We start from the raw sequence: 23,608 nt of genomic DNA, 5'->3' as shown, positions 1-23,608 counted from the left end.
GAGAGCAATACCTTCTCGCATTCGCCTGCCGCCCGTCCACCCGGGACCGGCCTTTTTGACACAACAAGCGGTCCGAGTCGCACGAAAAGACGAGTGAAGATCACTCTGTGCGTGCGGGAGATGGCGCACCGGAGGCGAGGAGATCCGGCATCGGCGGATTGAAGTACGGGTCGGTGGCCAACTCGCGGAACACCGCCGCGCTCTCCGGGTCCTTGCCGAACGTGCTGTCGTACAGCGGCTTCTCGGTCTGCTTGGCCGCGAAATAGATCACGGCCTTGATCTGCGGGTGCTTCTTCAGGTACGGACCGACCTCGCGCATCCACTCGGCCCGCTGGCCCGGCCGGCCGTCCTGGGTCAGCCCGAACTCGCCGATCACCACCGGCCGCGGATGCTTCTTGGCGAACGCCATGAAGTGGTCCATCCGGTTGCTGAAACTGTTCCACTCCGGGCTCGGGTAGACGTCGGTGCAGAGCCAGTCGACCTGGTCGTCACCGGGGTAGTAGTCGGCGGCCCGGCGTTCCGGCTCGGCGAACCCGTCCGCGTGCGGGCACCACGTCCAGGCCGCGTTCGTGGCGCCGACCTCGGTGAAGATGGCGCGCACGTGCTTCCAGGCGGCGACGTAGTCCTCCGGGGAGTGCATGCTGGCGGCCAGGTTCGGCCGGTCCATCTCCCACCGGTAGCGCAGCAGCACCGGCACGCCGAACGCCTTGACGTCCTGCGCCCGCTGCCGGATCAGGTTGTCGTAGACGCCGCTGACCGTCGACCGGGTGTCGGTGCCCTGCCAGGAGATCATCTGGAGCTTGCCCTGCGCCTGGAACGCCCGCTCGGTGCCAGCCGGGAACGGCTCGTTCCACTCGTGGAACATGTGCGCGATGGCGAGCTGGCCGCCCGCCGCCCGGTTGAAGTCGTCCCACGCCGCCGCCCGGCCGGTGGCGTTGTGGAACTGCGGCTTCACCCAGGCGCCCACCCAGGCGCCCTTCTCCGGCAGCTCCGGCCCGCGCCCGGTGGTCTGGACCGCGCCCTTGCGGGGCGTCACCGTGGGCGGCGGCGGCACCGCCGACGCGGTCTCCCCGGCCCGGTCGCCCGACCCCGAGTCGCACGCCGCGACCGCCGGTGCCAGGAGGGCCAACGCGAACACGGCTGCCATCGCCCGTCGTAACCGTCGTACCACCGCAACCTCTCCCCAGGATGGTCGCCGGTCCACTGTCATTTCTGCCGGCGGGCCCGCGTCAGCGGGACGGCACGCCGGGCCGGGCGGGCGACCCCTGGCACTCTACCCGTGCCAGCGCCCTCACGGGTGGTAGCCGAGCTCCGTCAACAACGGGCCGGCCTGGGCCAGCACGTCGGTCAGATCCTCTTCGGTCAGTCGCTTCCGCCAGCGCCCCACCGAGCCGGGCCGGGCCTGCCCGAACCGGGCGTGCAGCGCCTGCCGGCCGGCCGGGTCGCCGACCTCCAGGAAATCGGCGACCACCTCGGCCGCCTCGGCCGGCCGGGTGACCACGTCCTCGTAGCGCAGGTGCCGGACCCGGTCCGCCGGCAGCGCGGCGAGCTGGGCCAACGCGCTGCTGGTGAAGCGCCGCCACATCCAGGCGGACCGCCCCAGGTCGGAGACGCGGGTGAACTCCTCGCGCCGCTCCGGCTCCACCCAGAACCGCGGCGCGGCGCCCCACGGCGTACCGCCGCGACCGCTGCGCCCGCTGCCGGTCGAGGCGGCGTTCAACCAGGGCTGCTCCGCGTGCGACACGGCCACGTCCCGGCCGTCCCGGTAGACGTGCAGGAAGACCGCGTCCGGGAAGACCTCGGCCAGGAACGGCACGATGAAGCAGTTCTCCGGGTCCTTCTCGGCGAACCGCAGCCCACCGTGGCCGGCGGCGGCGAGCAGCGCGCCGTAGTAGCCACGGAAGTAGCGCGCGGCGCGCTGCCGGGTCCAGCTTCCCTCGTAGACGCAGCGGGCGACCGCCTTGGTCAGCCGCGGTTCGTAGTGGTAGGACACGTCCGGCAGCGCCCCCACGCAGCTACCCAGGAACGTGGTGCCGGAGCGCGGGGCGCCGAGGATGAAGATCGGCCGCTCCACCTTCAGGGTGAGCTTCCGCTTGCCGGCCTCCACCGGCCGCTCCAGGTCCCGGCGTTCCTTGCGGTCCGCCAGCAGGCCGACCGCGGCGAGCTTCGCGGCCTTCACCGTGGACAGCCCGGCGTGCGGGGCGGGGGAGGAGTCGCTGGTCATCGAAGATCCCATCGGTGAGCAGGAACGGTCAGGACCGGGTCGCCGGGTCCGCCCCGGCGCGGTTGCGGCCCCGGCGCAGCGACCGGAGCGCGTCGAGGTGCAGCGTGCGCCGCCAGCGCCACGCCCCCGCCAGGTACGCCGCCACCCCGGCGACCGCCACCAGCGCGAGCACCGGCGGCGTCGCGCCGAGCAGGGTGGCCACGCCGAGCGGCAGGCCCAGCGCGGCGACGGCCAACGCCATCGCGGCCCGGGTGCCGGCGCCGAACGGGTGCAGCCGCATCGACCACCAGAGCTGGGTCAACGGCACCAGGTTGGTGACCAGGATGGAGAGGGTCCAGGCCAGGGCCGCGCCGAGGATGCCGTAGCGCGGGATGAGCAGCAGGTTGGCGACCACGTTGAGGACGGTGCCGCCCATCGCGTTGTAGAACGTCCACGCGGTACGGCCGGCCATGTTGAGCACCATGTCGACCATGCCGCACCCGGTCGCCACCAGCATGGTCAGCGCGAGCAGCACGACCACCCGGCGACCGTCGTCGTAGCCGGCGCCGAACAGCGACAGCATGGGCGCGGCGAACGCCGCGAAGATGAGGTACGCCGGCCAGGAGAGCAGCACCAGCCAGCCGGTGGCGGCCTGGTAGAGCTGCCGGGCGTCGGCCCGGTCGTTCCGGGCGAACGCGGCGGCCAGCCGGTGCTGCACCGAGCTGGAGAGCGCGACGCTGGAGAGCTGACCCAACGCCAGGAACCGGGTCGCCGCCGTGTAGATCGCCGCGTCCGCCGGCCCCCGCAGCGCGCTGAGCAGCACGATGTCCATCCGCTGCACCACGATCGCGGCCACGCTGCTGATCGCGCGGGGGCCGGTGAACCGCCAGAACGGCCCGACCATCTCCCCGACCGGGACCGGCCGGGTCACCTGCCGGCCGGCCCGGCCGACCAGCCGGCCCAGCCAGACCAGCGCGACCACGGCGGCGAGCAGATAGGGCACCACCCAGGCCAGCGGCAACGCGACGGTGGCGGAGAGCCCGAGCCAGGCGGCCACCGCCACGGCCAGGAACTGCACCAGCGTGCGGCCGAGCCGCTCCACGGTCAGCAGCGGGCGCATCTGACCGAAGCCACGGCAGGCGGCCAGCGCGTAGTCGTTGAGCGCGGCCAGCGGCACGAACGCCAGCAGGATGCGCAGCGCGGTCACCGCGCCCGGACCGGCCTCCGGCATGGTCGCCCGGGCCAGCGCCGGGGCGGCCAGCCAGCCGGCCACGCCCAGCAGCGCGCCGACCACCAGCACCGGCAGCAGACCGGCCAGGATCGTGCCGCGGATCTGGTCCCGCCGGTCCAGCGTGCGCTGCCGGCTGACGAAGTAGACGGTGCCCACGTCGGTGCCGAGCCGGGCCGTCGACGCGGCGATCATGAAGGCGCTGGTGGCGGCGAAGAACATGCCGGCCTCGCGGACCGACCAGCCCCGGGCGATGACGATGTTGAGACCGAAGCCGGCCACCGCGGCCAGCCCCACCCCGAGCAGGTTGGCGAAGCCCTGCCGGGCCGCCCCGCCCAGGCCCGCGCCCGCGCCCGCACCCGGACCCGGACCGACCGCAGGCAGGACGACCGTGGCGTCGGCGTCCTGCCGGGTCACCGCCGCCACGACGGCACGCGTCCCCACCACGTGGCCAGCCGCTCGTCGTACGGGGCGAAGTGGTCCTCCAGCCGGGCCCGCAGCTCGGCCGACATCGGTGAACGGGACCGCGAGTTGTGCTTGCCGAACGCGATGTCCGCCCAGCGGGGCAGCTCCAGGAAGTCGCAGACCGCGTCGAAGGACGGCCGCGGGTCGGCGAAGAAGTCGTCGCTGTCGATCACGTGCAGCCGGTCCCGGCCGACCAGCGCCTCCAGCCGCTCCACCTGCTCGATGTAGCGGCCCCGGGCCAGGTAGGAGTTGTGCTGGAAGTGCTCGCTGGCGTACGTCGGGTCGGCGGTCATCCGCTCCCGCTCGCCCGCGGTCCGCTGCTCCTCCAGCGCCAGCGCGCGTTCGAAGTCCGCCTCGGTCTCGTAGCCGCGGGCCAGCTCGTGGGAGTGCGCCGAGTAGGCCCGCTCCACCGGGTCACGCAGCAGCACCAACAGCTTGACCGACGGCAGGTCCTTGGCGATCCGCTGCCCGGCCAGCGGGTGGAACATGTAGTACGGGCTCGACTCGCCGGTGATCCCGCGCACGCCGAGCTGCGCCTTCACCGCGTCCGCCTTGCCGTTGGTGGGGAAGTGGCCGAGATACCAGCTCATCCCCCGGTGGTAGTCGACGTCGAAGTAGTGCACGCCCTTGTGGTACGCGGGCGGCAGCACGCCGGGATGCTGCGAGAGCGTCTTGAACAGCGAGGTGGTGCCGCAACGCTGCGCCCCCACGATCAGGAATCCCGGCACCATCCGGGAGCCCGCGGTCAACCGACCGACCGTCCGACTCACCGACTTCACCGCGCGAAGCGCCTGCTCCCTGGCCACCGTCACGTCCCCACTCCTCACTCTCACCGGGCCCGGCGGGCCAGGTGCTCCTCGACGGCGGGCAGCAGCCAGGTGTCGACATGCCCCAGCCGCGCACCCGCCTCGGCCTGCCGGTCCCGCAGATAACGTGCCGCCAACTCCACCAGGTAGAGCACGGCGACGAGGTCGGCGCCCCCACCGACCTGCTCGAACGGCGCGAGCGTCCGGTCGGCGCCGGCGATCAACGCGCGGGCGGCCTCGATCGGCTCCACCCCGGCGTGGCTCATCGCACCCTGCACCGCCAGGTGCAGCGCGTCGTAGCCGGCCGGCACGTCCGCCTCGAACCGCTCCCAGTCCCAGACCAGCACCCGGCCGTCGGCCAGCACCGCGCTGTTGCCGCCGTTCCAGTCCCCGTGCCAGGCGCCGAACGCCACCACCGGGTCGGCGTCCGCGACCGCCGTCAGCGCCGCGCGCAGCCGTCCGGCCTCCGGCCGGTCACCGAGCGCGTCCACCGCCGCACCGAGCCGCGCCGCGTGCCCGCTGCCCGCCCACGACTCCCGGCGTACGCCGAGACAAGCGGCCACCGCCACCATGGCGGCCCGCTCGGCCGCCGCCGCGTCGGCCGGGGCGGCCCGGGGCAGCCGCACCGGCAGCGCCTCCTGGACCAGCAGCGCGTGCCCGTGCCAGTCGCCGTGGTGGCGGACCCCGGCCAGGACCACCGGGCCGAGCGGCAGGCCGGCGAGGCGGCGCAGCGCGGCGGCCTCCGCGTCGACCAGGGCCCGGGTCAGCGGGTCGACGCCGAGTTTGGCGTAGCCGAGGGCCCGGCCGTCCGGGGCGAGCAGTTGCAGCACCGGTTTGCGGTTGGCCCGCGCCGGACCGATGTGCAGGCTGACCAGCGCCGGCTCGCCCAGCACCTCGGTCAGGTAGGCGTCCAGCCCGCCACCGGCGACCACCAGCCGGTCGCGGAACACCACCGGCCCCAGCCCGAGCCGGAACGCGGTGGCCAACCCCTGCCGGACCAGCTTGGCCTTGCGGCCGACCGCCTCGGTGGAGTGCCGGACGGCGCCGGCGGCGGCCCGGCCCGAGCCGGTGGGCACCAGCAGCCGGGGGCGGGCGGCCGAGGGCACCACCACCCAGCCGGCGCCGCCCCGGCGTAGCGCGGGTTCGGCAGGTGCGGGCCAGATCAGGTCGGCCAGCTCACCGAGGTAGGCGGAACGGCCGTCGCCGTCCGGGGGTACGCGGAGCACCATCAACGTTCACCGGCTGCTTCCAGTCGGGCCCGTAGCCCGGCGATCGTGCCCTTGGGTGGCGCCGGCGCGAGCGCGCGGCGGAGCTGGTCGTTGCGGGCCAGCAGGGCGACCGAGATCAGGGCGTAGGCGAGGGTGGCTTCCAGTGCGCCGTAGGTGAACTGGAAGAAGAGCATCAGGATGATCACGAGCGTGCCGGCGATCCCGATCGGGCTGTGGTCGCGCCGGTACCGCCAGAGGCAGTAGAGGAAGAAGCCGTTGTAGGCCAGCGCGCCGACCCAGCCCTGGCCGACCAGCAGCGCCCAGAGCTGGCCGTTGCTGCCCAGCTCCCGGTTGCCGCACTGCTTGCAGTCGTCGGACTTGCCGATCGCGATGGACCGGTTGCTGCCGACCAGCGCGCGGTTGCCGCCGTAGCCGAGGATCGGCGAGTGGTTGGCGGCGGCGACCGCGCCCTCGGACAGCGTGGTGCGGATGTCGTCGCTGTGCCCGTTCTGCAACCGTTCGTCGAACGTCCGGCCGAGCGGGGTGGCGACGATCAGCACGCCGATCAGCCCGACCGCCAGCGCGAGCCCGCCGAGCACCACCATCCGGCCGCGCAGCGCGAGCCGGAGCGCCACGTAGACCGCGGCGATGCCGAGACCGATCCAGAGCCCGCGGTTGAGCGAGTAGATGATCGGGAAGATCGCGGCGAGCGCGATCGCCACGCCGGCGGTACGGCGCAGCGGCCGGCCCAGCACCACCCAGCCGACGATCAGCCAGACCAGCAGGATCGCGGTGTTCTCACCCCACGAGTTCGTGTACGTGAACGGCGCGGACGGTCGCGGTGAGCTGGCCTCCCCCTCGATCACCTGCTGCACCTGGGCGAACTTCACGTCCATCAGCGAGGCGACGAAGGGGTGGGTGGCGATCGAGTGCGGCAGGACGAAGCGCAGCGGCGCGACGAACCCCGTGGTGGGGAAGAGCGAGCCGAGCCAGCCGCCGACGACCACCACCACGCCCATGAACCCGAAGAGTCGGATCATCCGGCGGCGGGACAGCTCCTTCTCACTGAGGTTGTAGACGTAGAGCATGGCCACGGTCATCGCGACGAAGTTCGCCAGCCGGATGGCCCAGCCGAGATAGCGGCCGCCGCCACCGCCGGGCGGCAGCGTGTTCGGGGCGGTCAGCCCGAGCGTCGAGATGGACAGGAACAGCCAGAGCAGCAGGATCAGCCAGATGCCGAAGCCGGGCGGCACCCGGACCGGACCGCGCCGGGCCATCTGCACCACCATCGGCACCGCGAAGATGATGAAGACGAAGCTGGACACGCCGAGCGCCCACCACACCGGCCAGAGCAGGAAGAGCGAGATCAGCGGCCACGCGGTCGGCAGCCGCCAGGACCAGCCCTTCGGCCGGGCCCGCACCGGTGCGAGGCGGTTGCCGCCGGGGGGTGGCACCACCGCGCCCACCGGGACCGACCCGCGCGCCGGGCGGGGTGGGGTGACGGTGCTCATTTCACGGTGACCTTGGCGGTGGTCGGCGCGTAGATCACCCAGGCGTTGCCGGGTTGCGGGTGCAGCAGGTCACCCCCGACGTCGGCGAGCGTGCAGACCATCCCCAGGCCGGGCTTGCGCCAGCGGCCCTTCGCGCTGCTCGGACCGGACACCGCGAGCACCGCGCCCTCGCCGAAGACGTTCGCCGACGGCAGCGCGCGGAACGACGGCTTACGCACCTCCAACGTGCGGTATTCCATGGTCAGCACGATCACCGAGGCGGCGGTCACCGTCGCGGTGCCGACCTTGCCGACCCAGCGGGCCTTCGGCTGGTCGTACCGCCAGACCATCGGCGGGCCGCCGGAGACGGTGATCGACAGCTCGGTGGCGGGCACGAGGTCCCGGGCGGCCAGCGCGTCGCCGTCGGTGGCGTGGTCCAGCGCCGGCGTGGGCGGCTGACCCCCCTTCGGGGCGGCCTTGAGCAGCGCGGCCGTCGAGGTGTAGTCGCCGCTGAAGACCTTGCCGTCGTCGTCCGGGGTGACGCCGTCGAGGTCGGAGCTCTCGAACTGGCTGAGGAAACCGGTCGGACCGCCGTCATACCCCACGAACGGGCGCAGCACCGAGACCGAGCGGATGTCGACCGGCCGGATCTCGGTCACCGGCCCGATCTTGCTGGCGTCCCGGGAGTGGAACACGGCGGTCAGGTGCAGCGTGTCCGACTCGGCGAACTCGGCGTAGACCAGATCGGCGGCGTCCAGCCCGGCCGGGGTGGTGGCGGGGCTCACCCGCATCGGCACCGCGACCGCCTGGCGGGTGGCCGCCGCCGGGGTGCCGACCGGCGCCCCGGTCAGCGGGCCGGTGGGCAGGCTCGACGTCGGACTGGCCGACGGTGGCGTCGCGGCGGGGCTGCCCGGGTCGGCCACGTCGACGCTGCCCGGCTTGGGCTGGGGCTCACTGCACCCCGTGCCGACGCCGAGGACGACGGCCGGAGCGAGGGCGGCGCGGAGCATCTGCCGGCGGTTCACCCCAGGTCCTCGCCGGAGTCGATGGCGTAGCTGCGGCCGTCACCGCCGTCGCCCCGGGAACGGTAGGTGCCACCGGTGCCGTTGACCGGCATCGGCTTGCCGGGACCGGCCTGAGGCTTGCCCGGACCGACCGGCGGCTTCACCGGCGCGGCGCCCTTGCCCGGGGCGGCCGGCTTCGGCGACCCGACGGCCGGGCCGGAACGGGACGACTGCATGCGCGGCAGCACCATCGTCGACTCGGCGGACGGGCCGGGACTCGGTCGCGGCTTGGGCCGGTTGGCAGGCGTCGCCGAGGTGGTCGGGGTGGTCGAGCCGGCCGCCGCGACGGGGCGGGTCGCGCCGCCGGTCGGCGCGGGCAGGCGCGGTGCCAGCACCGCACCGATGACCGGCGCGTTGACCTGCTCGAACTGCTGGAGGGCGGCGGTGATCTCACCGCTGCGGGTCTTGCCGGACTCGGCCACCACGATCACCGCGTCGACGTAGCGGCCCAGCGCCTGGGCCTCCACGGCCTGGGTCGGCTGCCCGGTCTCGATCAGCACGTGGTCGAAGCGTGCGGTCAGCTCGTGCAGGATCTCCAGCAGACCGGCGACCGGCAGCTCCACCTCCGCGTCCAACTCGCCGGGGACGAGCACCCGGAGCTGGCCGAGGCCCGGCACCGGCGCGAGCGCCTTGAGCACCGGCACGTCGCGGCGGAGCACCGAGGCGAGGCTGTGCCGCCCCTCGGCGACGCCGGTGATGCCGCTGAGCGCCGAGTCCGGCTTGGTGGTGACCAGCGCGACCTGCGCGCCGGTGCGGGCGTACGCGGCGGCCAGGTTGGCGGCGACGAACCCGGCGGCGGTGCCGGCCGAGCCGTCGCAGAGCAGGAGCTGACGACCGCGACCGGCCTGGGCCGACTCGGGGACGGCGGAGAGCAGCACGTTGCGCAGCCGGCCCAGCTCGCGGGAGATCCGGTGGGTGGCGGGCAGGACGGAGAGCGACGGCGGCCGGGTGTTCAGCTCCAGCAGCAGCGGCAGGCCGACCCGGTCGGAGATGTCGCGTCCGCGCCGGATCCGGGTGTCGAGCCGGTCCAGCACCAGCGCCAGCACGATGCCGAGCAGCAGCCCCGCGCCCATGCCGCTGGCCAGGTTCAGCGTGCGGTTCGGCGAGCTGGGCCGCTCGGGCAGCCGGGCGTCGGAGATGATCTCACCCGGGTCGGAGTCGGCCGAGACCAGCGGGCTGAGCCGGTTGTTCAACCCGTTGAGCTGGTTGGTCAGCACGCTGCGGTCGGCCTCGGCGCGCTCCCGCTCGGGGGAGTTGGCGGGGGCCGCCGCGATCCGCCCGGCGACGGCGCTGAGCTGCTTGTTCAGGTCGGCGATCTGCTGCTTGAGCGCGGTGGTCTCGTTCTCCAGCGCCTTCTGCGCGGTGGCCTTGCGCAGGTCGAGGTAGGCCTGCGCGAAGGCGTGCGAGCCCGATTGGGCCTGCGCGGGGGTGCCCGCCTCGTAGGCCACCTGGAGGATCTGGCTGTTCGGCGGGACGCTGACGGTCACGGACTTGACCAGCTCGTCACCGCCGGTGGTGACCTTCATCAGGCCCTTGGCCCGCTCCGCCACCACGAGCGACCGGACCACCTGCGCCTCGGTGTCGAGGTTGACCTTGGCGTTCGGGTTGCTCTCCGCGCCGGAGCCGAGCGGGCGTACCAGCAGCGAGGTGGTCGAGGTGTAGCGCGCGTCCTGGAGTTGGTTGATCGCCAGTCCGCCGGCCAGGCCGAGGACCGCGGCGAGCAGCAGGATCCACCAGCGGCGGCGCAACCAGCCCAGGTACGCCATCAGGGCAAGACCGTCGGAGTCGTTCTCGGCCAAATGGGGTGAGGGCATCAGAGTCTGTCGCTCCCTTTCGACCGAGCCGGGCAGTCCACGGCACAGCTGGAACTGACCGTGACTTCGAGTGTCCCCGATCCGAACGTTGAGGGAAAGTCTGCTCACGTTCCGGTAAGCCTGCCCAGGTGTGGGCAGCCCGCGGAGAGATGGCCGATCCGTGCTGGCCATTCAGCGGGTTTCCCGGCATCGGGCCCGACCTGCCCCCGGGAGTCGGCGTCGCCGCCGGCTCGCGTACGGAGCGGTGACGGAATCCTGACACATCCCCCCGGGTGCCCGTGGTCCCGGCCCACCGACCCGGGCTCGACGCGGCTGACCTGGCGGGTCGCACCGCCGGCCGGATCCCGACGACGGGAATCCCGAGGTGACCCGACCGGCCGGCCGGGATCCGTCCAACGGCCCCTTCAGTTGCCCAGGCCGCGCCAGTAGGTTGTCAGGGCGCGTCCGAGGGTCATTCACGTAAATCCGGGCGCGGTCGCACGGTTACGGGAGGAAACGTTGTGGTGAGCGGGTCAACCGAGGGCTCGGGGCAGGTCCTGCTGGTCGGCTCCAGTGGCGGGCATCTGGCCCAGCTCCTGGCTCTCGAACCGTGGTACCGGGAACGCGACCGGGCATGGGTCACCTTCGACACACCGGACGCCCGCTCGCTGCTCGACGGCGAGGACGTGGTCTGGGCGCACCACCCCACCACCCGTAACGTCAAGAACCTGGTCCGCAACGCGTTCCTCGCGCTGAAGGTGATCCGCCGACGCCGGGTGGACGCGGTGGTCACCACCGGCGCCGGCGTCGCCCTGCCGTTCGTGGTGGCGGCCCGGCTGCGCCGGATCCCCACGGTCTACATCGAGGTCTACGACCGCATCGACAGCGCGACGCTGACCGCCCGACTCTGCCGGCCGTTCCTCTCCGCGATGCTCGTGCAGTGGGAGGAGCAGCGCCGGATGTACCCGGAGGCGACCGTCGTGGGGAACCTCCTCTGATGGGGCTCATTCCGCAGCAGCGGGACCGACGGTCCGGGCCCTACGTGCTGGTCGTGGTCGGCACCGACGTGCACCGCTTCGACCGCCTCGTCGGCTGGCTGGAGCGCTGGCACGCCGCCCGCCCCGGCGTCCGGCTGGTCCTCCAGTACGGCCACAGCCGCCCGCCGGCCCTGCCCGAGGCCACCCCGTTCCTCGGCCACGAGGAACTGCAACGCGCGATGGCCGAGTCCACGCTCGTGGTCAGCCACGGCGGGCCGGCCACCATCACCGAGGCCCGCCGCACCGGCCACCTGCCGATCGTGGTGCCCCGCGACCCGGCCCACGACGAGCACGTCGACAACCACCAGCAGCTGTTCTCCCGGCGGCTCGGCGCGGCCGGCATGGTCCGGCTCTGCGAGACCGAGGCCGAGCTGCTCGCCGCGCTGGACGAAGGGCTGGCCGACCCGGGCCGGTTCGTGCTGGCCGCCGACCCCGGTCGGCCGGACCCGCGCGCCGAGGCGGTCGCCCGGGTCGGCGCCGTGATCGACGACCTGGTGGCCCGACGGGTCCGCCAGCGGGCCGGCGGGCGGCGCGGATGAGCGCCCCGGAGCCGGCGCAGCCGCGGGTGCTCTTCGTCGGCGGTCTCGGCCGCAGCGGCTCCACGCTGCTGGAGCTGCTGCTGGCGCAGAGTCCCGACGTGTGCGCGGTCGGTGAGGTGGTGCACCTCTGGGAGCGGGCCCTCGGCGCGGACGAGCGGTGCGGCTGCGGGGAGCGGTTCACCGCCTGCCCGTTCTGGCAGCAGGTCGGCGAGCAGGCGTTCGGCGGCTGGTCCGCGATCGACCGGGACGACGTGCTGGCGCTCAAGGACCGGGTCGACCGGACCCGGCACATTCCCCGGTTGGCGAAGACCTCGCTCCCGCCGGAGCAACTCGCCGACGTCCGCCGCTACGCCGACCTCTACACCCGGATCTACCGCGCCGCGCTCGCGGTGACCGGGGCGCGGGTGGTGGTCGACTCCAGCAAGCACGCCTCGCTCGCCTTCGCGCTGAGCTGGGCGGACGGGCTCGACCTGCGGGTGCTGCACCTGGTCCGGGACAGCCGGGCGGTCGCGTACTCCTGGGGCAAGCAGGTGCGCCGGCCCGAGGTGGTGGACGGCGAGGACTTCATGCCGACCTTCTCGCCGTTCGAGGTGAGCAAGCTGTGGACCGCGCAGAACGCCGCGTTCCACCTGCTCGCCCAGCGGGCGAAGGTGCTCCGGCTGCGCTACGAGGACTTCACCGCCGACCCGGCCGGCACCGTCCGCCGGGTACGCGACTTCAGCGGCCTGCCGGACGACCCGGCGGCGCTGCGCATCCTGGCCGGCGACGCGCCGGACCCGGCGGCCGAGCCGGCCGCGCCGTTCCGCGCGCACAGCGTCGCGGGCAATCCGCTGCGGTTCAGCGGCGGCCCGCTGACGGTACGCCGGGACGAGGCGTGGCGGGACCGCCTGCCGCGCCGCAGCCGGGCCGTGGTCAGCCTGGCCACGCTGCCGCTCCGAGTCCGCTACGGCTACCTGGGCCAGCGGGGATCCGACGAATCCGTGGAGAGAACATGAGTGGGCCGAGCATCTCGGTCGTCGTACCGACGCGGGACCGTCCGGAACTGCTGCGCGCGGCGCTCGACGCCATCCTCAGCCAGGCGCACCCCGGCCTGATCGAGGCGATCGTGGTCTACGACCAGTCCGAGCCGGACCGGTCGCTGGAGTCCGATCGCGGTGACCGGCGGGTCCGGGTCATCACGAACACCCGCACCGCGGGGCTGGCCGGGGCGCGCAACACCGGCATCGAGGCGGCCACCGGCGACTGGGTGGCGTTCTGCGACGACGACGACGAGTGGCTGCCCGGCAAGCTGGCCGCCCAGTTCGGGGCGCTCGACGCGCACCCGGACGGCGCGCTGGTGAGCTGCGGCATCCGGGTCAGCTACGACGACCGGACGGTGGACCGCTCGCTGGACCGGGCGCGGATCTCGCTGGAGGCGCTGCTCCGGGACCGGCTCACCGAGCTGCACCCGTCCACGTTCCTGATCCGCCGGGCCGCGCTGCTCGACGCGATCGGGCTGGTCGACGAGCAGATCCCGGGCAGCTACGCGGAGGACTACGAGTTCCTGCTCCGGGCCGCCCGGTACGCGCCGCTGGTCAACGTGGAGAGCCCGTACGTGCTGGTGCGCTGGCACAAGCGGTCCTACTTCGCGCAGCGTTGGGAGACCATCTCGACCGCGCTGCAGTGGCTGCTGCGCCGCTATCCCGAGTTCGCCACCGTGCCGCACGGCGAGGCCCGGGTGGCCGGGCAGATCGCGTTCGCGCAGGCGGCGATGGGCAACCGGCGGGACGCGGTCCGGTGGGCCCGGCGCACGCTGGCCCGTAACCCGAAGGAGCCGCGCGCCTACCTGGCGCTGGCGGTGGCGAGCCGGGCGGTGCAGGCCGACCGGGTGCTGCGCACGCTGCACAAGCGCGGCCGGGGCATCTGAGCCGTACGCGAGGAAACGGGCGGGCGACCGAGGTCGCCCGCCCGTCGTGGTCCGCCGGCCGGCTCAGGCCACGCAGAACGACTTCCACGCCTGGATGCTCGGCTGGTCGAGCAGCCGGAAGTCGCCCTGGCTGACGGTCTGGTTGTAGTAGGCCACGAACTCCGGCCGCTGGCCGTTGAGGAAGCCGGACATCGACCGGATCCACTCGGCGCGGCCGGTGCCGGAGTCACCGGGCACCAGGTCGCTGCCGGTCTCCGCGACGCCCCACGGCTTGCCCAGCGCCTTCGACTTGCTGATCATCGGGCCGTAGATCTCCTGCGGCGAGGCGTACCGCTTCCACTTCTTGCCCCAGTTGTAGCAGTCCCAGCCGAGCGCCTCGATCACGTTGCCGCCCGGGTAGAACGCGTCGAAGCTGCGCCCGGACTTCGGGTCGAGCGTCCAGCACATCAGGATCAGCGTGTTGATCAGTTTGGGGTTGCCCGCCTGGTCGGCCAGGCCGGCGACCCGCTTCCACGCCGTCCGGTACGCGTCGGTGCTGAACGCGCCGCGCTCGACGTCGTCCTCCGGCTCGTGGAAATAGGACCAGTACACGTTGTGGTCGCGCGGGATCGAGGCGAACCAGGAGCGCAGCCGGGAGTCGTGCCGGCCGGAGTTGATCTCCTGGGGTGACGCCTTGAAGGACACCACCACGGTGCGGTCGACCACGTCGGCGCGACTGCCCGACCAGGCCGGCGGCAGGCCGGGGAAGAAGATCCGGGCCATCTGGAGCTTGCCGAACGTCCGGTCGGAGCGGCTCAGCGCCTGGCCGAAGCTCTCCCCGTTCTGCACGCCGATCGACGCGCCGGGCAACGTCTCCCGCGTACCGGCGAAGCCCTTGGCGCCCGGGACGGCGGAGGCCGACGGTTTCGCGCCGGGCTTGCCGCCGAGGCCCTGGTCCGCGCTCGGGGCGGCGCCGGGCGTGACCGGCGCACCCAGGCCGGCCGACGGGGCCGGGCCGGCGCTCTTCGGCACCTCGCTGGCCTGCGGGTTGGTCGCGTCCGGTCGCAGCGCGGCCACCGCGACGCCACCGCCGGTCAGGGCCAGCGCCACGGCCGTCGCCAGCACCGCGCGCCAGCGCCGCCGGGGCCCGCCGGGCGGCGGGTCCGACGTGACCGGGGGAAGCGGCGGCTGGCCGGGACCGCCCGCGCCCGGCCGGGCGTCCGGCCCGGTGGGTACGCCTCCGGGCGGCGGCCCGGTCAGCGTGGCGGTCGCGGTCGTCGCCGCGCCCCACCCGGCGGATGCCTCCCCGCCCCAGCCGACGGGCGGGGTCCCGCCCCAGCTCGCGGACGCGGTCGTTTCCTCGGCCCAGTCCGCCGGCGCGGTGGGCGCGTCGCCCCAGCGGGCGGTGGCCGTCGTTCCGTCGCCCCAGTGGGCGGACGCGGTGGTCGTGCCGTCGGCCCAGGCGGCGGGCGTCCGGTCGGGGCCGGGCAGGGCGTGCTCGACGCCGACCCGGCCGGGCGGCTCGTGCCCCGACCAGGCCGGCGCGGCGTCCACCCAGGACTGGTCCGCGTGACCGGGGCCGGGCAGCTCCCGCTCCGGCCACGGCAGATCACCGTGGGCATGGGCGTGGACCGGCACCGGTGGCGAGGTCGGAGTCTCCGGCCAGGGCAGCGCGGGGCTGCCCGATTGGCGAGAAACGTCCTGCCCCGGCCACAGGCCGGTCGGCTCCTCGAAAGCATCGTGCGGGTCTCGGTCGGCCGGCATGGCCCTCCCTGGCTGTCGGCGGCCCGAGGTCTCGGGCTCCGGTCGGACGCGCATTCGCACCCGACGATAACCCCGATTCACCCTGGCCGTACGTACCGTCACTCTCAGCCGAACGCCTCACCCCGGTCGCCGGTGACGGCCGAAGCGGGCATCTCGACCCCGGTGCGGGCGATCGCGGCGAGCAGCCGGTCGGCCAACTCGGGGCGGCAGACCAGCAGATCGGGCAGGCGCGGGTCGGCCCGGTTGTAGCGCAGCGGCGAGCCGTCGATCCGGGACGCGTGCATGCCCGCGCCCAGTGCCACCGCCACCGGCGCGGCGCTGTCCCACTCGTACTGGCCGCCCGCGTGGACGTACGCGTCGACCTCGCCGGTCACCACCGCGCACACCTTGACCCCGGCCGACCCCATCGGGACGGCCCGGGCGTCCAGCAGCTCCACCAGCTCGCCCACGAACGCCGGTGGGCGGCTGCGGCTCACCGCGATCCGGATCGGCCCGTCGGTCGCCTTCGGCATCGGGCAGGTGGTGCCGAGCACGACCGGCGCACCGTCCACCGTGGTCCGCGCCGGCATGCCGACCGCGCCGGCGATCAGCGCGCCGTCCGGCGCGGCCGAGCGCTGCCAGAGCGCGACGTGCACCGCCCAGTCGTCCCGGCCGGCCTCGGAGAACTCGCGGGTCCCGTCCAGCGGGTCGATGATCCAGACCCGGTCCGCCTCGTGCCGGGGCGCCCGCTCCCCGTCCGCCCAGGCGCGGCGCGCGTCGGCCTCCTCCTCGGAGAGCACCGCGTCCGCCGGACGCCACCGCGCCAGCGCCGCGGTCATCAGCTCGTGCGACGCCCGGTCGCCGGCGTCCTTGAGCGCCTTCGGGTCGGCGAAGCCCTGCCGGTCCCGCAGCGCGGTGAGCGCCGCCCCGGCCTCGGTGGCCAGCCACTGCGCGAACTGCTGGTCGTCGAGTCGTCCCGTCTCGTCCTCGGTCACGAGCCCCATCCCCTGTCTCGCGGGTCTGCCGCGACCCGTCATCCTTCGGCGACCGGTGTCACCGGCGCCAGCGTCCGGTCGGATCGTAGACAGTCCCGAGCCGGCCTCGTTTCCCTGTCGGCGCTGGTCGCCGCCGGTCACCGCCCGCATGTTGAACTTCGCGTGTATGCCGTTCGGACCCGGCCGGGCAGGCCCTAGGCTCTGCGCATGACCGCCGAGCAGCTGATCTCCTTCGCCCGTGGGGCTCCCTCGTTGGACATCGTCGATGTCGAGGGGCTCAAGGCCGCCGCCGTCCGCGCCTTCGACGCCGACCCTGCCGGGGTCACCGCGTACGGGACCTCTGTCGGCTACCCGCCCCTGCGGAAGTGGATCGCCGAGAAGCACGGCGTCGAGGCCGACCAGGTGCTGGTCACGAACGGCTCGTTGCAGGCCGACGCGTTCCTCTTCGACCACCTGGTCCGCCGGGGCGACGCGGTGGTCGTCGAGCGCCCGACGTACGACCGCACGCTGCTCAACCTCCAGCAGATGGGCGGCGAGGTGCACGGCGTGACCATCCAGCCGGACGGCCTGGACACCGCCGAGCTGCGCAAGCTGCTGGAGTCCGGGGTCCGCCCGCGACTGGCCCACGTGATCCCGAACTACCAGAACCCGGCCGGTGTCACGCTCTCCCTGGACAAGCGCCGTGAGCTGCTCGACCTGGCCGCCGAGTACGAGTTCACGATCTTCGAGGACGACCCGTACGCGGACATCCGGTTCCGGGGTGAGCCGCTGCCCTCGATGCTGTCGATGGACACCCGGGGTGTGGTGGTGCACGCCTCCAGCTTCACCAAGACGGTCTGCCCCGGTGTGCGGGTCGGTTACCTGGTCGGCCCCGCGGAGCTGATCGCGGCGATCGCCAAGCGGGCCACGAACCTCTACATCTCGCCGGGCATGGTGGCCCAGGCGATCGTGCACCAGTTCTGCGTCTCCGGCTCGATCGAGCGGTCGATCCACACGGTCCGGACGGCGCTGGGCGAGCGGGCCGGGGCGCTGGCCGAGTCGCTGCGCCGGCACATCCCGGAGGCCCGGTTCGTCGAGCCCGACGGCGGCTACTTCCTCTGGATCGAGTTGCCGGAGGACGTCGAGGTCGACCGGCTGGCGCCGGCCGCCGCCGAGCGCGGCGTCGCGGTGGTCAAGGGCAGCGACTTCATGGTCGACGGCGGTCGGCACGCGCTGCGGTTGGCGTACTCGGCGGTGACGGCGGACCGGATCGACGAGGGCGTGCGGCGGCTCGCCGAGGCGATGGCCGCCGTCCGCGCCTGATTTTCTGTCGGGTTTCCGACAGAGTGGCCCCACTGGCCGGCTCGGCTCTCCCGCCGGGCCGGCCTTCGGCTCACAATGCTGCGAGCGTCGCTCACCTTTCGGCGGTCGGCCCCGGATCGGCGACGCCGCCAGCATCACTCCCGCCCCCACGGGTGCCGGGTGGGCCGTGTCGCCCCTCACCCCCCTGACGCGGCCGGCCCGCCCGGCACCGCACCGCGGGCCGCCCGCCCCCGCCTCCGAGCGGCGTAACCTGCAAGCCGCAGCTTCGTGGAGAGGGGGCGAGAGATGACGGACCGGGTGGCACGCGACCGCACCGACGGCCAGCACGGCGACCGGCCGCCCCGGCCACGGGCCTGGGCGGCGCCGGTACGCGCCATGTCCCGCATCCTCAACGCCGACGGCTCCCCGCGAGCGCCCCAGCCGACCCGTCCCGGGCGCAGCGGCATCGTCGACTGCGGGCTCTACGTCGACGGCGAGCGCCGACCCGGCCGCCCGCAGTACGCGGAGGCCCTGGCCGCCGCCCGCCGCGAGCGGGACGGCTTCGTCTGGCTCGGCCTGCACGAGCCCGACCTGGCCGAGATGACCGAGATCGCCGCCACGTTCGGCCTGCACGAGCTGGCCGTGGAGGACGCGGTCAAGGCGGAACAGCGCCCGAAGCTGGAGCACTTCGGCGAGATCGTCTTCCTGGTGCTGCGGACCGCCCGCTACTGCGAGCACGCCGAGCTGACCGAGAACTCCGAGGTGGTGGAGACCGGCCAGGTGATGCTCTTCATCGGGCCGAACTTCGTGATCAGCGTGCGGCACGGGGACGCCTGCCGGCTGTCGCCGGTCCGCGCCGACCTGGAGGCGAAGCGCGACCTGCTGCGGCAGGGGCCGTGGGCGGTCGCGTACGCGATCACCGACCGGGTGGTCGACCTCTACCTGGAGGTCGCCGACCAGCTGGAGGACGACCTCGACGTGCTGGAGGCGGACGTCTTCGACCGGCAGAGCAGCGGCCGGATCCAGCGGATCTACCAGATGAAGCGGGAGCTGGTCGAGTTCAAGCGGGCGGTGGTGCCGTTGCAGCGCCCGCTGATGACGCTCACCGCCCAGGTCAACCGCGCGGTGCCGCAGGAGGTGCGGCGCTACTTCCGCGACGTGCAGGACCACCTCAGCCGCACCGTCGAGCAGGTGAACTCGTACGACGACCTGCTCAACTCGATCCTCCAGGCCCGGCTGGCCCAGGTCACCGTCGACCAGAACAACGACATGCGCAAGATCGCCGCCTGGGCCGCCATCGGTGCGGTGTGGACCGCGATCGCCGGCATCTACGGCATGAACTTCCAGAACATGCCCGAGCTGACCTGGACGTACGGCTATCCGGGCGTGTGGGCGGTCAACCTGACGCTGTCGTTCGTGCTCTACCGCTGGTTCCGCCGCAACGGCTGGTTGTGACCGGCGACACCCTCCCGGCACGGTAGGCCGGCATGCGGAAGCGCCGGCCACGCGGGACGTGCCCGCGCGCCGGCGCTGTTCCGACGGCTCGAACCGCGCTCAGTGGCGACCGCTGGCCTTGGCCGCGCTCCGGCCGTTCTGGGTGGCCTTGGTGATGTCGTCGGCCGGCCGGCCGGAGACGTCCCGGGCGCCCTCGGCGACGGAGGGCACCTGGCTGTTCGGGTGGATCACCGGGTCGGGGCCGGGCGTGGTGGTCGAGGCGCTGCTGCCGTCGGCCACCGTCGAGCTGCCGGCGCCGGCCGGGCCGGCCTGGGTCACCTTCGCGCTGGCGTCCGGGGTCTCCACCACGATCGTGTCCACGTCCTCCCGCATCGGCTCCAACGTGTCCTGACCGGTCGGGCCGAGCGTGCCGGTCGGGTCGTACTCGGCCCACTCCTGCTGCTCGCGGCGGCGGCGCATGGCCATCGCCCCGGCCAGGCCGGCGACGGTGCCGGCCACCAGCAGACCGGCGGTCATGCCCCGCGACCTGCGCTGCTTCTTCTTTCCAGGCTTCATGTTCTTCGCCTTCTTCGTCATCGCGGACTGCTTCGCCGCCACCACCTTGCGACCGGTGCGCGCCTTGCCGGCCGCCTCGGTCCGGGCGCTGCGCGCGGCCAGGAGCACCGGGGCGAGCGCGGCGGCGCTCGACGCGACGCCGCTGGACGCCCGGTCCCGGACCATGACCGCGGTCGGCGCGACGGCGACCCGGGCTGCCTGGACCCGCGGGCCGACAGTGGCCCCGGCACCCTTCGCCGCGTGCGAGGCGGCCTGCCTCAGGTGACCGATGCCCTGGTTCAACTCGGCCTTGGCGAGCTGGCCCTGGGTCTTTCGCCGCCCGATTCCAAACACGGTCCCACCTCCTGGGAGTTGTTCCTTCGTCATCCTCCACCTTCGGATGCCTCCGCATGGCCAGATCGGGCACATGGGAGGATCCGCAAGGAACTGACCAACGAGTGAGGAGTACCCGTGGCCGAGGCTGTCTACGCCACCTTGCACACCAACGCCGGCCCGATCCGGCTGGAGCTCTTCCCGAACCACGCGCCGAAGACCGTCCGCAACTTCGTGGAGCTGGCCGAGGGCAACCGGGAGTACATCGACCCGCGTACCGGCCAGCCGGGCAGCGGGCCGTACTACGACGGCACCATCTCGCACCGGGTGATCAGCGGTTTCATGATCCAGATGGGCGACCCGACCGGCACCGGGCGCGGTGGCCCGGGTTACAAGTTCGACGACGAGTTCCACCCGGAGCTGCGCTTCGACCGGCCGTACCTGCTGGCGATGGCGAACGCCGGGCCGGGCACGAACGGCTCGCAGTTCTTCATCACGGTGGGGCCGACGCCGCACCTGAACAACCGGCACACCATCTTCGGCCAGGTCGCCGACGAGCAGTCGGTGAAGGTCGTCGACTCGATCGCGAACACCCCGACCGGGCCGAGCGACCGGCCGATCCAGGACGTGGTGATCGAGCGGGTCGAGATCGAGCGGCAGCAGTCCTGACCGTCGCGCGGGTACCTTTGCTCGCATGACTGAGCGCTCCGGGCAGGCAGGCGACGCCACCGAGGGGCCGGTGCCGACCACTCCGGTCTGCTACCGGCATCCCGATCGGGAGACGTACCTCCGGTGCACCCGCTGCGACCGGCCGATCTGCCCCGAGTGCATGCGCGACGCCTCCGTCGGCCACCAGTGCCCGGAGTGCGTCGCCGAGGGACGCCGCAGCGTGCGGCCGGCGCGTACCGCCTTCGGAGGCGGTGCCGCCGGCCGCCAGGGCTACGTGACGAAGGCCCTCATCGCGCTGAACGTGCTGATGATGCTGCTCTCCATCGCGTCGGCCCGCAGCGGGAACGCGATCGCCGGCGGCGGTCTCGGCGGCCTGATGGGCGGCGGGACGCCGCTGACCGAGTGGGGCGCGGTGCTGGGGTTGGCCGCCTTCCCGGACGGCACCGTCGGCGGGGTGGCCGACGGCGAGTGGTACCGGCTGGTCACCGCCATGTTCCTGCACTACGGCGTGCTGCACCTGTTGCTCAACATGTGGGCGCTCTGGGTGCTCGGCCGGACGCTGGAGGCGGTGCTCGGGCCGCTGCGCTTCCTGGCGCTCTATCTGCTCGCCGGGCTCGGCGGCAACGTGGCCGCCTACGTCTTCACCGAGCCGAACCGGTTCACGGCCGGCGCGTCGACCGCCATCTTCGGCCTGTTCGCCGCGATCTTCGTGATCATGCGCCGGCTGGGTCGGGACACCTCGGCGATCGTGCCGATCCTGGTGATCAACCTGATCTTCACGTTCACCGTGCCGAGCATCTCGGTGGCCGGGCACCTCGGCGGCCTGGTGGTCGGTGCCGTGACGGCGCTGGTCCTGGCGTACGCCCCGCGGATGCGCCGGACCGTGTTCCAGACGGCGGGTTGCGCGATCGTGCTGGTGGCCCTGATCGGCCTGGCCCTCGTCCGCACCGCCGCGCTGCTGACCGGCTGATCCCCCCGCCCCCCGCCCCCCGCCCCCGCGCGGCCACCCCTCCCCATCCCGACGATCATGAAGTTGGCGGGGACGAAACTGTCGAACCGACCCGCCAACTTCATGATCACCGAGGCGGGCGGCGGCCTGGATCGGCGGCGGCGCGGGCGGCGGTGAGCGTGGCGGCCACCTCTTCCAGCGGCGCGTCCAGGTCGCGGCGGCCGAACAGGTGCAGCGACTCCCCGGCGTCGATCTCCAGCGTCTCGGCGGTGACCCCGCGTCGGCTGCGTCGGTCCAGCCGGATCGCCTCCACCGCGGCCCACGGGAGCCGGCGTCGGCCGGCGTACCCGCGGATCACGGTCAGGCCCTCAGGGTCGACGGCGAGCCGGACCGGCGCGACGAGGTCGCGCAACGCCCACGCGAGCAGCGCGGCGGCGAGCGAGCCGGCGAGCGCCGGGCGGACCGGGTCGCCGTCGGCGAGCGCCAGGCCCAGGGCGATCAGGGCGAGCGCGCCGAGCGCCTTGACCACCGGCAGCGCCCGGGGCACGCGCCACTGCCGGACCGGTGGCGGCTGGGGATCCATCCGCCCAGCATGCCAGCGGCCGGGGCCGTCCGGCACGCCCGGAAAGGCGAGGAGGGACGACGGTCAGGTCAGCACGTAGTATTGGGTCAAGCGAGGTTACCGGGGAGTAGACATGAGTGACGCGGTCATCGTCGGTGCGGTGCGGACCCCGGTCGGGCGGCGCAAGGGCAGCCTCGCCGGCGTGCACCCGGTCGACCTCTCGGCACACGTGCTGCGCGCCCTGGCCGAGCGCACCGGCATCGACCCCGGTCAGGTCGACGACGTGGTGTGGGGCTGCGTGTCGCAGGTCGGCGAGCAGTCCTGGAACGTGGCCCGCAACGCCGTGCTGGCGGCCGGCTGGCCCGAGTCCGTGCCCGGCACCACGCTCGACCGGCAGTGCGGGTCGAGCCAGCAGGCGTTGCACTTCGCCGCCGCCACCGTGCTCTCCGGCCAGGCCGACCTGGTCGTCGCCGGTGGCGTCGAGTCGATGACCCGGGTGCCGATGGGCTCCAGCGTGGCCGGCGGGATGCCGTTCAGCCCGGCGATCCTGGCCCGCTACCGCGGCGCCGAGGGCGTCGCCGAGGATTCGCCGCTGCCGTTCAACCAGGGCGTCGGTGCCGAGCTGATCGCCGAACGGTGGCGCTTCTCGCGCACCCAGCTCGACGAGTTCGCGCTGGCCAGCCACGAGAAGGCCGCCGCCGCGCAGGACGCCGGCGCGTTCGAGCCGGAGCTGGCCCCGGTGGTGCTCGCCGACGGCGGCAAGTTCACCGCCGACGAGGGCATCCGCCGGGACACCACGCTGGCCAAGCTCGGCGAACTGAAGACCCCGTTCCGCGCCGACGGGGTGGTCACCGCCGGCTCCGCGTCGCAGATCTCCGACGGCGCCGCCGCGCTGGCGGTGACCACCGCCGAGTGGGCCAGCCGGCACGGCCTGCGCCCGCTGGCCCGGGTGCACACCGCCGTGGTGGCCGCCGACGATCCGGTCGCCATGCTCACCGCGCCCATCCCGGCCACCGCGAAGGCGCTGCGCCGCGCGGGGCTGGGCATCGAGGAGATCGGGGTGTACGAGGTGAACGAGGCGTTCGCCCCGGTGCCGCTGGCCTGGCTGGCCGAGACCGAGGCGGACCCGGAGCGGCTCAACCCCCGGGGCGGCGCGATCGCGCTGGGCCACCCGCTCGGCGGGTCCGGCGCGCGGATCATGACGACGATGCTCCAGCACATGCGGGACAACGGCATCCGCTACGGCCTGCAGACCATGTGCGAGGGCGGCGGCATGGCCAACGCCACCATCGTCGAACTGCTCTGAGAGCGGGTGGAAGTTCCAGAAATTCAGGGTGACCCATGTCACTACGGGTCAACCGCTCGTTGC

21 protein-coding genes are annotated in these 23,608 nt (G+C 73.6%); 9 read left to right on the top strand and 12 right to left on the bottom strand.

Features of this window, described 5'->3' with window-relative positions:
• Positions 1-100 precede the first annotated feature (100 nt).
• From ACLQ2W_RS01450 to ACLQ2W_RS01415, 8 genes are all read right to left on the bottom strand, one after another.
• Positions 101-1,147, bottom strand: a complete 1,047-nt coding sequence (locus ACLQ2W_RS01450) for a glycoside hydrolase family 26 protein (RefSeq protein ID WP_425784940.1) — start codon at positions 1,145-1,147, stop codon at positions 101-103.
• 144 nt (positions 1,148-1,291) lie between these two features.
• A complete protein-coding gene (locus ACLQ2W_RS01445; RefSeq protein ID WP_405091702.1) occupies positions 1,292-2,224 on the bottom strand; it encodes a sulfotransferase family protein in 933 nt (310 codons plus the stop codon).
• Between the two features lie 28 nt (positions 2,225-2,252).
• Positions 2,253-3,878 carry a flippase gene (locus ACLQ2W_RS01440; RefSeq protein ID WP_425784939.1) on the bottom strand — a complete coding sequence of 542 codons (1,626 nt, stop codon included), beginning with the start codon at positions 3,876-3,878 and terminating at the stop codon, positions 2,253-2,255.
• Positions 3,845-4,708, bottom strand: a complete 864-nt coding sequence (locus ACLQ2W_RS01435) for a sulfotransferase domain-containing protein (protein WP_396759649.1) — start codon at positions 4,706-4,708, stop codon at positions 3,845-3,847. Before ACLQ2W_RS01435 ends, ACLQ2W_RS01440 begins: the two co-directional genes overlap by 34 nt.
• Positions 4,709-4,725: 17 nt before the next feature.
• Complete coding sequence (locus ACLQ2W_RS01430) at positions 4,726-5,931, bottom strand: hypothetical protein (protein WP_425784938.1); 1,206 nt, start codon at positions 5,929-5,931, stop codon at positions 4,726-4,728.
• The gene (locus tag ACLQ2W_RS01425) at positions 5,931-7,421 is read right to left on the bottom strand and encodes an O-antigen ligase family protein (RefSeq protein WP_425784937.1); all 1,491 of its coding nucleotides are present in this window, start codon (positions 7,419-7,421) and stop codon (positions 5,931-5,933) included. Before ACLQ2W_RS01425 ends, ACLQ2W_RS01430 begins: the two co-directional genes overlap by 1 nt.
• Entirely contained in the window at positions 7,418-8,425 is a 1,008-nt protein-coding gene (locus ACLQ2W_RS01420) for a DUF3048 domain-containing protein (RefSeq protein WP_425784936.1), read from the bottom strand. Before ACLQ2W_RS01420 ends, ACLQ2W_RS01425 begins: the two co-directional genes overlap by 4 nt.
• Positions 8,422-10,278 carry a Wzz/FepE/Etk N-terminal domain-containing protein gene (locus tag ACLQ2W_RS01415; RefSeq protein WP_425784935.1) on the bottom strand — a complete coding sequence of 619 codons (1,857 nt, stop codon included), beginning with the start codon at positions 10,276-10,278 and terminating at the stop codon, positions 8,422-8,424. Before ACLQ2W_RS01415 ends, ACLQ2W_RS01420 begins: the two co-directional genes overlap by 4 nt.
• Before the next feature lie 500 nt (positions 10,279-10,778).
• On the opposite strand from ACLQ2W_RS01415, the gene ACLQ2W_RS01410 reads away from it, so the two are divergent.
• Genes ACLQ2W_RS01410 through ACLQ2W_RS01395 form a run of 4 tightly spaced genes read left to right on the top strand, consistent with a single transcriptional unit; the run spans position 10,779 to position 13,739 of the window.
• Complete coding sequence (locus ACLQ2W_RS01410) at positions 10,779-11,255, top strand: UDP-N-acetylglucosamine--LPS N-acetylglucosamine transferase (protein ID WP_281934126.1); 477 nt, start codon at positions 10,779-10,781, stop codon at positions 11,253-11,255.
• Entirely contained in the window at positions 11,255-11,833 is a 579-nt protein-coding gene (locus ACLQ2W_RS01405) for a glycosyltransferase (RefSeq protein WP_425784934.1), read from the top strand. The genes ACLQ2W_RS01410 and ACLQ2W_RS01405 overlap by 1 nt, the downstream gene beginning before the upstream one ends.
• Positions 11,830-12,828 carry a sulfotransferase family protein gene (locus tag ACLQ2W_RS01400; RefSeq protein ID WP_107156495.1) on the top strand — a complete coding sequence of 333 codons (999 nt, stop codon included), beginning with the start codon at positions 11,830-11,832 and terminating at the stop codon, positions 12,826-12,828. The genes ACLQ2W_RS01405 and ACLQ2W_RS01400 overlap by 4 nt, the downstream gene beginning before the upstream one ends.
• The gene (locus ACLQ2W_RS01395; RefSeq protein ID WP_107156496.1) at positions 12,825-13,739 is read left to right on the top strand and encodes a glycosyltransferase family 2 protein; all 915 of its coding nucleotides are present in this window, start codon (positions 12,825-12,827) and stop codon (positions 13,737-13,739) included. Before ACLQ2W_RS01400 ends, ACLQ2W_RS01395 begins: the two co-directional genes overlap by 4 nt.
• A 63-nt stretch (positions 13,740-13,802) precedes the next feature.
• Here the strand turns inward: ACLQ2W_RS01395 and ACLQ2W_RS01390 are convergent, their stop codons facing one another.
• Both ACLQ2W_RS01390 and ACLQ2W_RS01385 read right to left on the bottom strand, forming a co-directional pair.
• Entirely contained in the window at positions 13,803-15,482 is a 1,680-nt protein-coding gene (locus ACLQ2W_RS01390) for a hypothetical protein (protein WP_425784933.1), read from the bottom strand.
• Between the two features lie 104 nt (positions 15,483-15,586).
• Positions 15,587-16,465: a 3'(2'),5'-bisphosphate nucleotidase CysQ gene (locus tag ACLQ2W_RS01385; protein ID WP_425784932.1), complete on the bottom strand. Its 879-nt coding sequence runs from the start codon at positions 16,463-16,465 to the stop codon at positions 15,587-15,589.
• Between the two features lie 198 nt (positions 16,466-16,663).
• On the opposite strand from ACLQ2W_RS01385, the gene ACLQ2W_RS01380 reads away from it, so the two are divergent.
• Positions 16,664-17,758 carry a PLP-dependent aminotransferase family protein gene (locus ACLQ2W_RS01380; protein WP_107156499.1) on the top strand — a complete coding sequence of 365 codons (1,095 nt, stop codon included), beginning with the start codon at positions 16,664-16,666 and terminating at the stop codon, positions 17,756-17,758.
• Positions 17,759-18,043: 285 nt separating this feature from the next.
• Positions 18,044-19,192, top strand: coding sequence for a magnesium/cobalt transporter CorA (gene corA / locus ACLQ2W_RS01375; protein ID WP_425784931.1), 1,149 nt, complete (start codon positions 18,044-18,046; stop codon positions 19,190-19,192).
• 99 nt (positions 19,193-19,291) lie between these two features.
• Here corA and ACLQ2W_RS01370 read toward each other — a convergent pair whose 3' ends face one another.
• Complete coding sequence (locus ACLQ2W_RS01370; protein WP_425784930.1) at positions 19,292-20,113, bottom strand: hypothetical protein; 822 nt, start codon at positions 20,111-20,113, stop codon at positions 19,292-19,294.
• Between the two features lie 84 nt (positions 20,114-20,197).
• Between ACLQ2W_RS01370 and ACLQ2W_RS01365 the strand changes: the two genes are divergently transcribed.
• Positions 20,198-20,728 (top strand): peptidylprolyl isomerase, encoded by a 531-nt coding sequence (locus tag ACLQ2W_RS01365; RefSeq protein ID WP_107156502.1) that lies wholly within the window; start codon positions 20,198-20,200, stop codon positions 20,726-20,728.
• 25 nt (positions 20,729-20,753) lie between these two features.
• Complete coding sequence (locus ACLQ2W_RS01360) at positions 20,754-21,698, top strand: rhomboid family intramembrane serine protease (RefSeq protein ID WP_425784929.1); 945 nt, start codon at positions 20,754-20,756, stop codon at positions 21,696-21,698.
• Positions 21,699-21,804: 106 nt separating this feature from the next.
• Here the strand turns inward: ACLQ2W_RS01360 and ACLQ2W_RS01355 are convergent, their stop codons facing one another.
• Complete coding sequence (locus tag ACLQ2W_RS01355) at positions 21,805-22,260, bottom strand: PH domain-containing protein (protein ID WP_425784928.1); 456 nt, start codon at positions 22,258-22,260, stop codon at positions 21,805-21,807.
• 112 nt (positions 22,261-22,372) lie between these two features.
• Between ACLQ2W_RS01355 and ACLQ2W_RS01350 the strand changes: the two genes are divergently transcribed.
• Positions 22,373-23,545 (top strand): thiolase family protein, encoded by a 1,173-nt coding sequence (locus ACLQ2W_RS01350; protein WP_281934145.1) that lies wholly within the window; start codon positions 22,373-22,375, stop codon positions 23,543-23,545.
• Positions 23,546-23,608 lie beyond the last annotated feature (63 nt).

Origin of the sequence: Micromonospora sp. DT227 (assembly GCF_049841835.1) — a bacterium.
In the GTDB taxonomy this organism is placed as follows: domain Bacteria; phylum Actinomycetota; class Actinomycetes; order Mycobacteriales; family Micromonosporaceae; genus Micromonospora.
The sequence above is the reverse complement of the archived record's forward strand: the minus strand, read 5'-3'. Positions and strand labels throughout refer to the sequence as shown.

Excerpts from the sequence above, each read along its gene's own strand:
- ACLQ2W_RS01450 (WP_425784940.1), bottom strand. The coding sequence starts at position 1,147 with ATGGCAGCCGTGTTCGCGTTGGCCCTCCTGGCACCGGCGGTCGCGGCG.
- ACLQ2W_RS01445 (WP_405091702.1), bottom strand. The coding sequence starts at position 2,224 with ATGACCAGCGACTCCTCCCCCGCCCCGCACGCCGGGCTGTCCACGGTG.
- ACLQ2W_RS01430 (WP_425784938.1), bottom strand. The coding sequence starts at position 5,931 with ATGGTGCTCCGCGTACCCCCGGACGGCGACGGCCGTTCCGCCTACCTC.
- ACLQ2W_RS01425 (WP_425784937.1), bottom strand. The coding sequence starts at position 7,421 with ATGAGCACCGTCACCCCACCCCGCCCGGCGCGCGGGTCGGTCCCGGTG.
- ACLQ2W_RS01415 (WP_425784935.1), bottom strand. The coding sequence starts at position 10,278 with ATGCCCTCACCCCATTTGGCCGAGAACGACTCCGACGGTCTTGCCCTG.
- ACLQ2W_RS01405 (WP_425784934.1), top strand. The coding sequence starts at position 11,255 with ATGGGGCTCATTCCGCAGCAGCGGGACCGACGGTCCGGGCCCTACGTG.
- ACLQ2W_RS01400 (WP_107156495.1), top strand. The coding sequence starts at position 11,830 with ATGAGCGCCCCGGAGCCGGCGCAGCCGCGGGTGCTCTTCGTCGGCGGT.
- ACLQ2W_RS01395 (WP_107156496.1), top strand. The coding sequence starts at position 12,825 with ATGAGTGGGCCGAGCATCTCGGTCGTCGTACCGACGCGGGACCGTCCG.
- ACLQ2W_RS01390 (WP_425784933.1), bottom strand. The coding sequence starts at position 15,482 with ATGCCGGCCGACCGAGACCCGCACGATGCTTTCGAGGAGCCGACCGGC.
- ACLQ2W_RS01385 (WP_425784932.1), bottom strand. The coding sequence starts at position 16,465 with ATGGGGCTCGTGACCGAGGACGAGACGGGACGACTCGACGACCAGCAG.
- ACLQ2W_RS01380 (WP_107156499.1), top strand. The coding sequence starts at position 16,664 with ATGACCGCCGAGCAGCTGATCTCCTTCGCCCGTGGGGCTCCCTCGTTG.
- corA (WP_425784931.1), top strand. The coding sequence starts at position 18,044 with ATGACGGACCGGGTGGCACGCGACCGCACCGACGGCCAGCACGGCGAC.
- ACLQ2W_RS01370 (WP_425784930.1), bottom strand. The coding sequence starts at position 20,113 with ATGACGAAGGAACAACTCCCAGGAGGTGGGACCGTGTTTGGAATCGGG.
- ACLQ2W_RS01360 (WP_425784929.1), top strand. The coding sequence starts at position 20,754 with ATGACTGAGCGCTCCGGGCAGGCAGGCGACGCCACCGAGGGGCCGGTG.
- ACLQ2W_RS01355 (WP_425784928.1), bottom strand. The coding sequence starts at position 22,260 with ATGGATCCCCAGCCGCCACCGGTCCGGCAGTGGCGCGTGCCCCGGGCG.
- ACLQ2W_RS01350 (WP_281934145.1), top strand. The coding sequence starts at position 22,373 with ATGAGTGACGCGGTCATCGTCGGTGCGGTGCGGACCCCGGTCGGGCGG.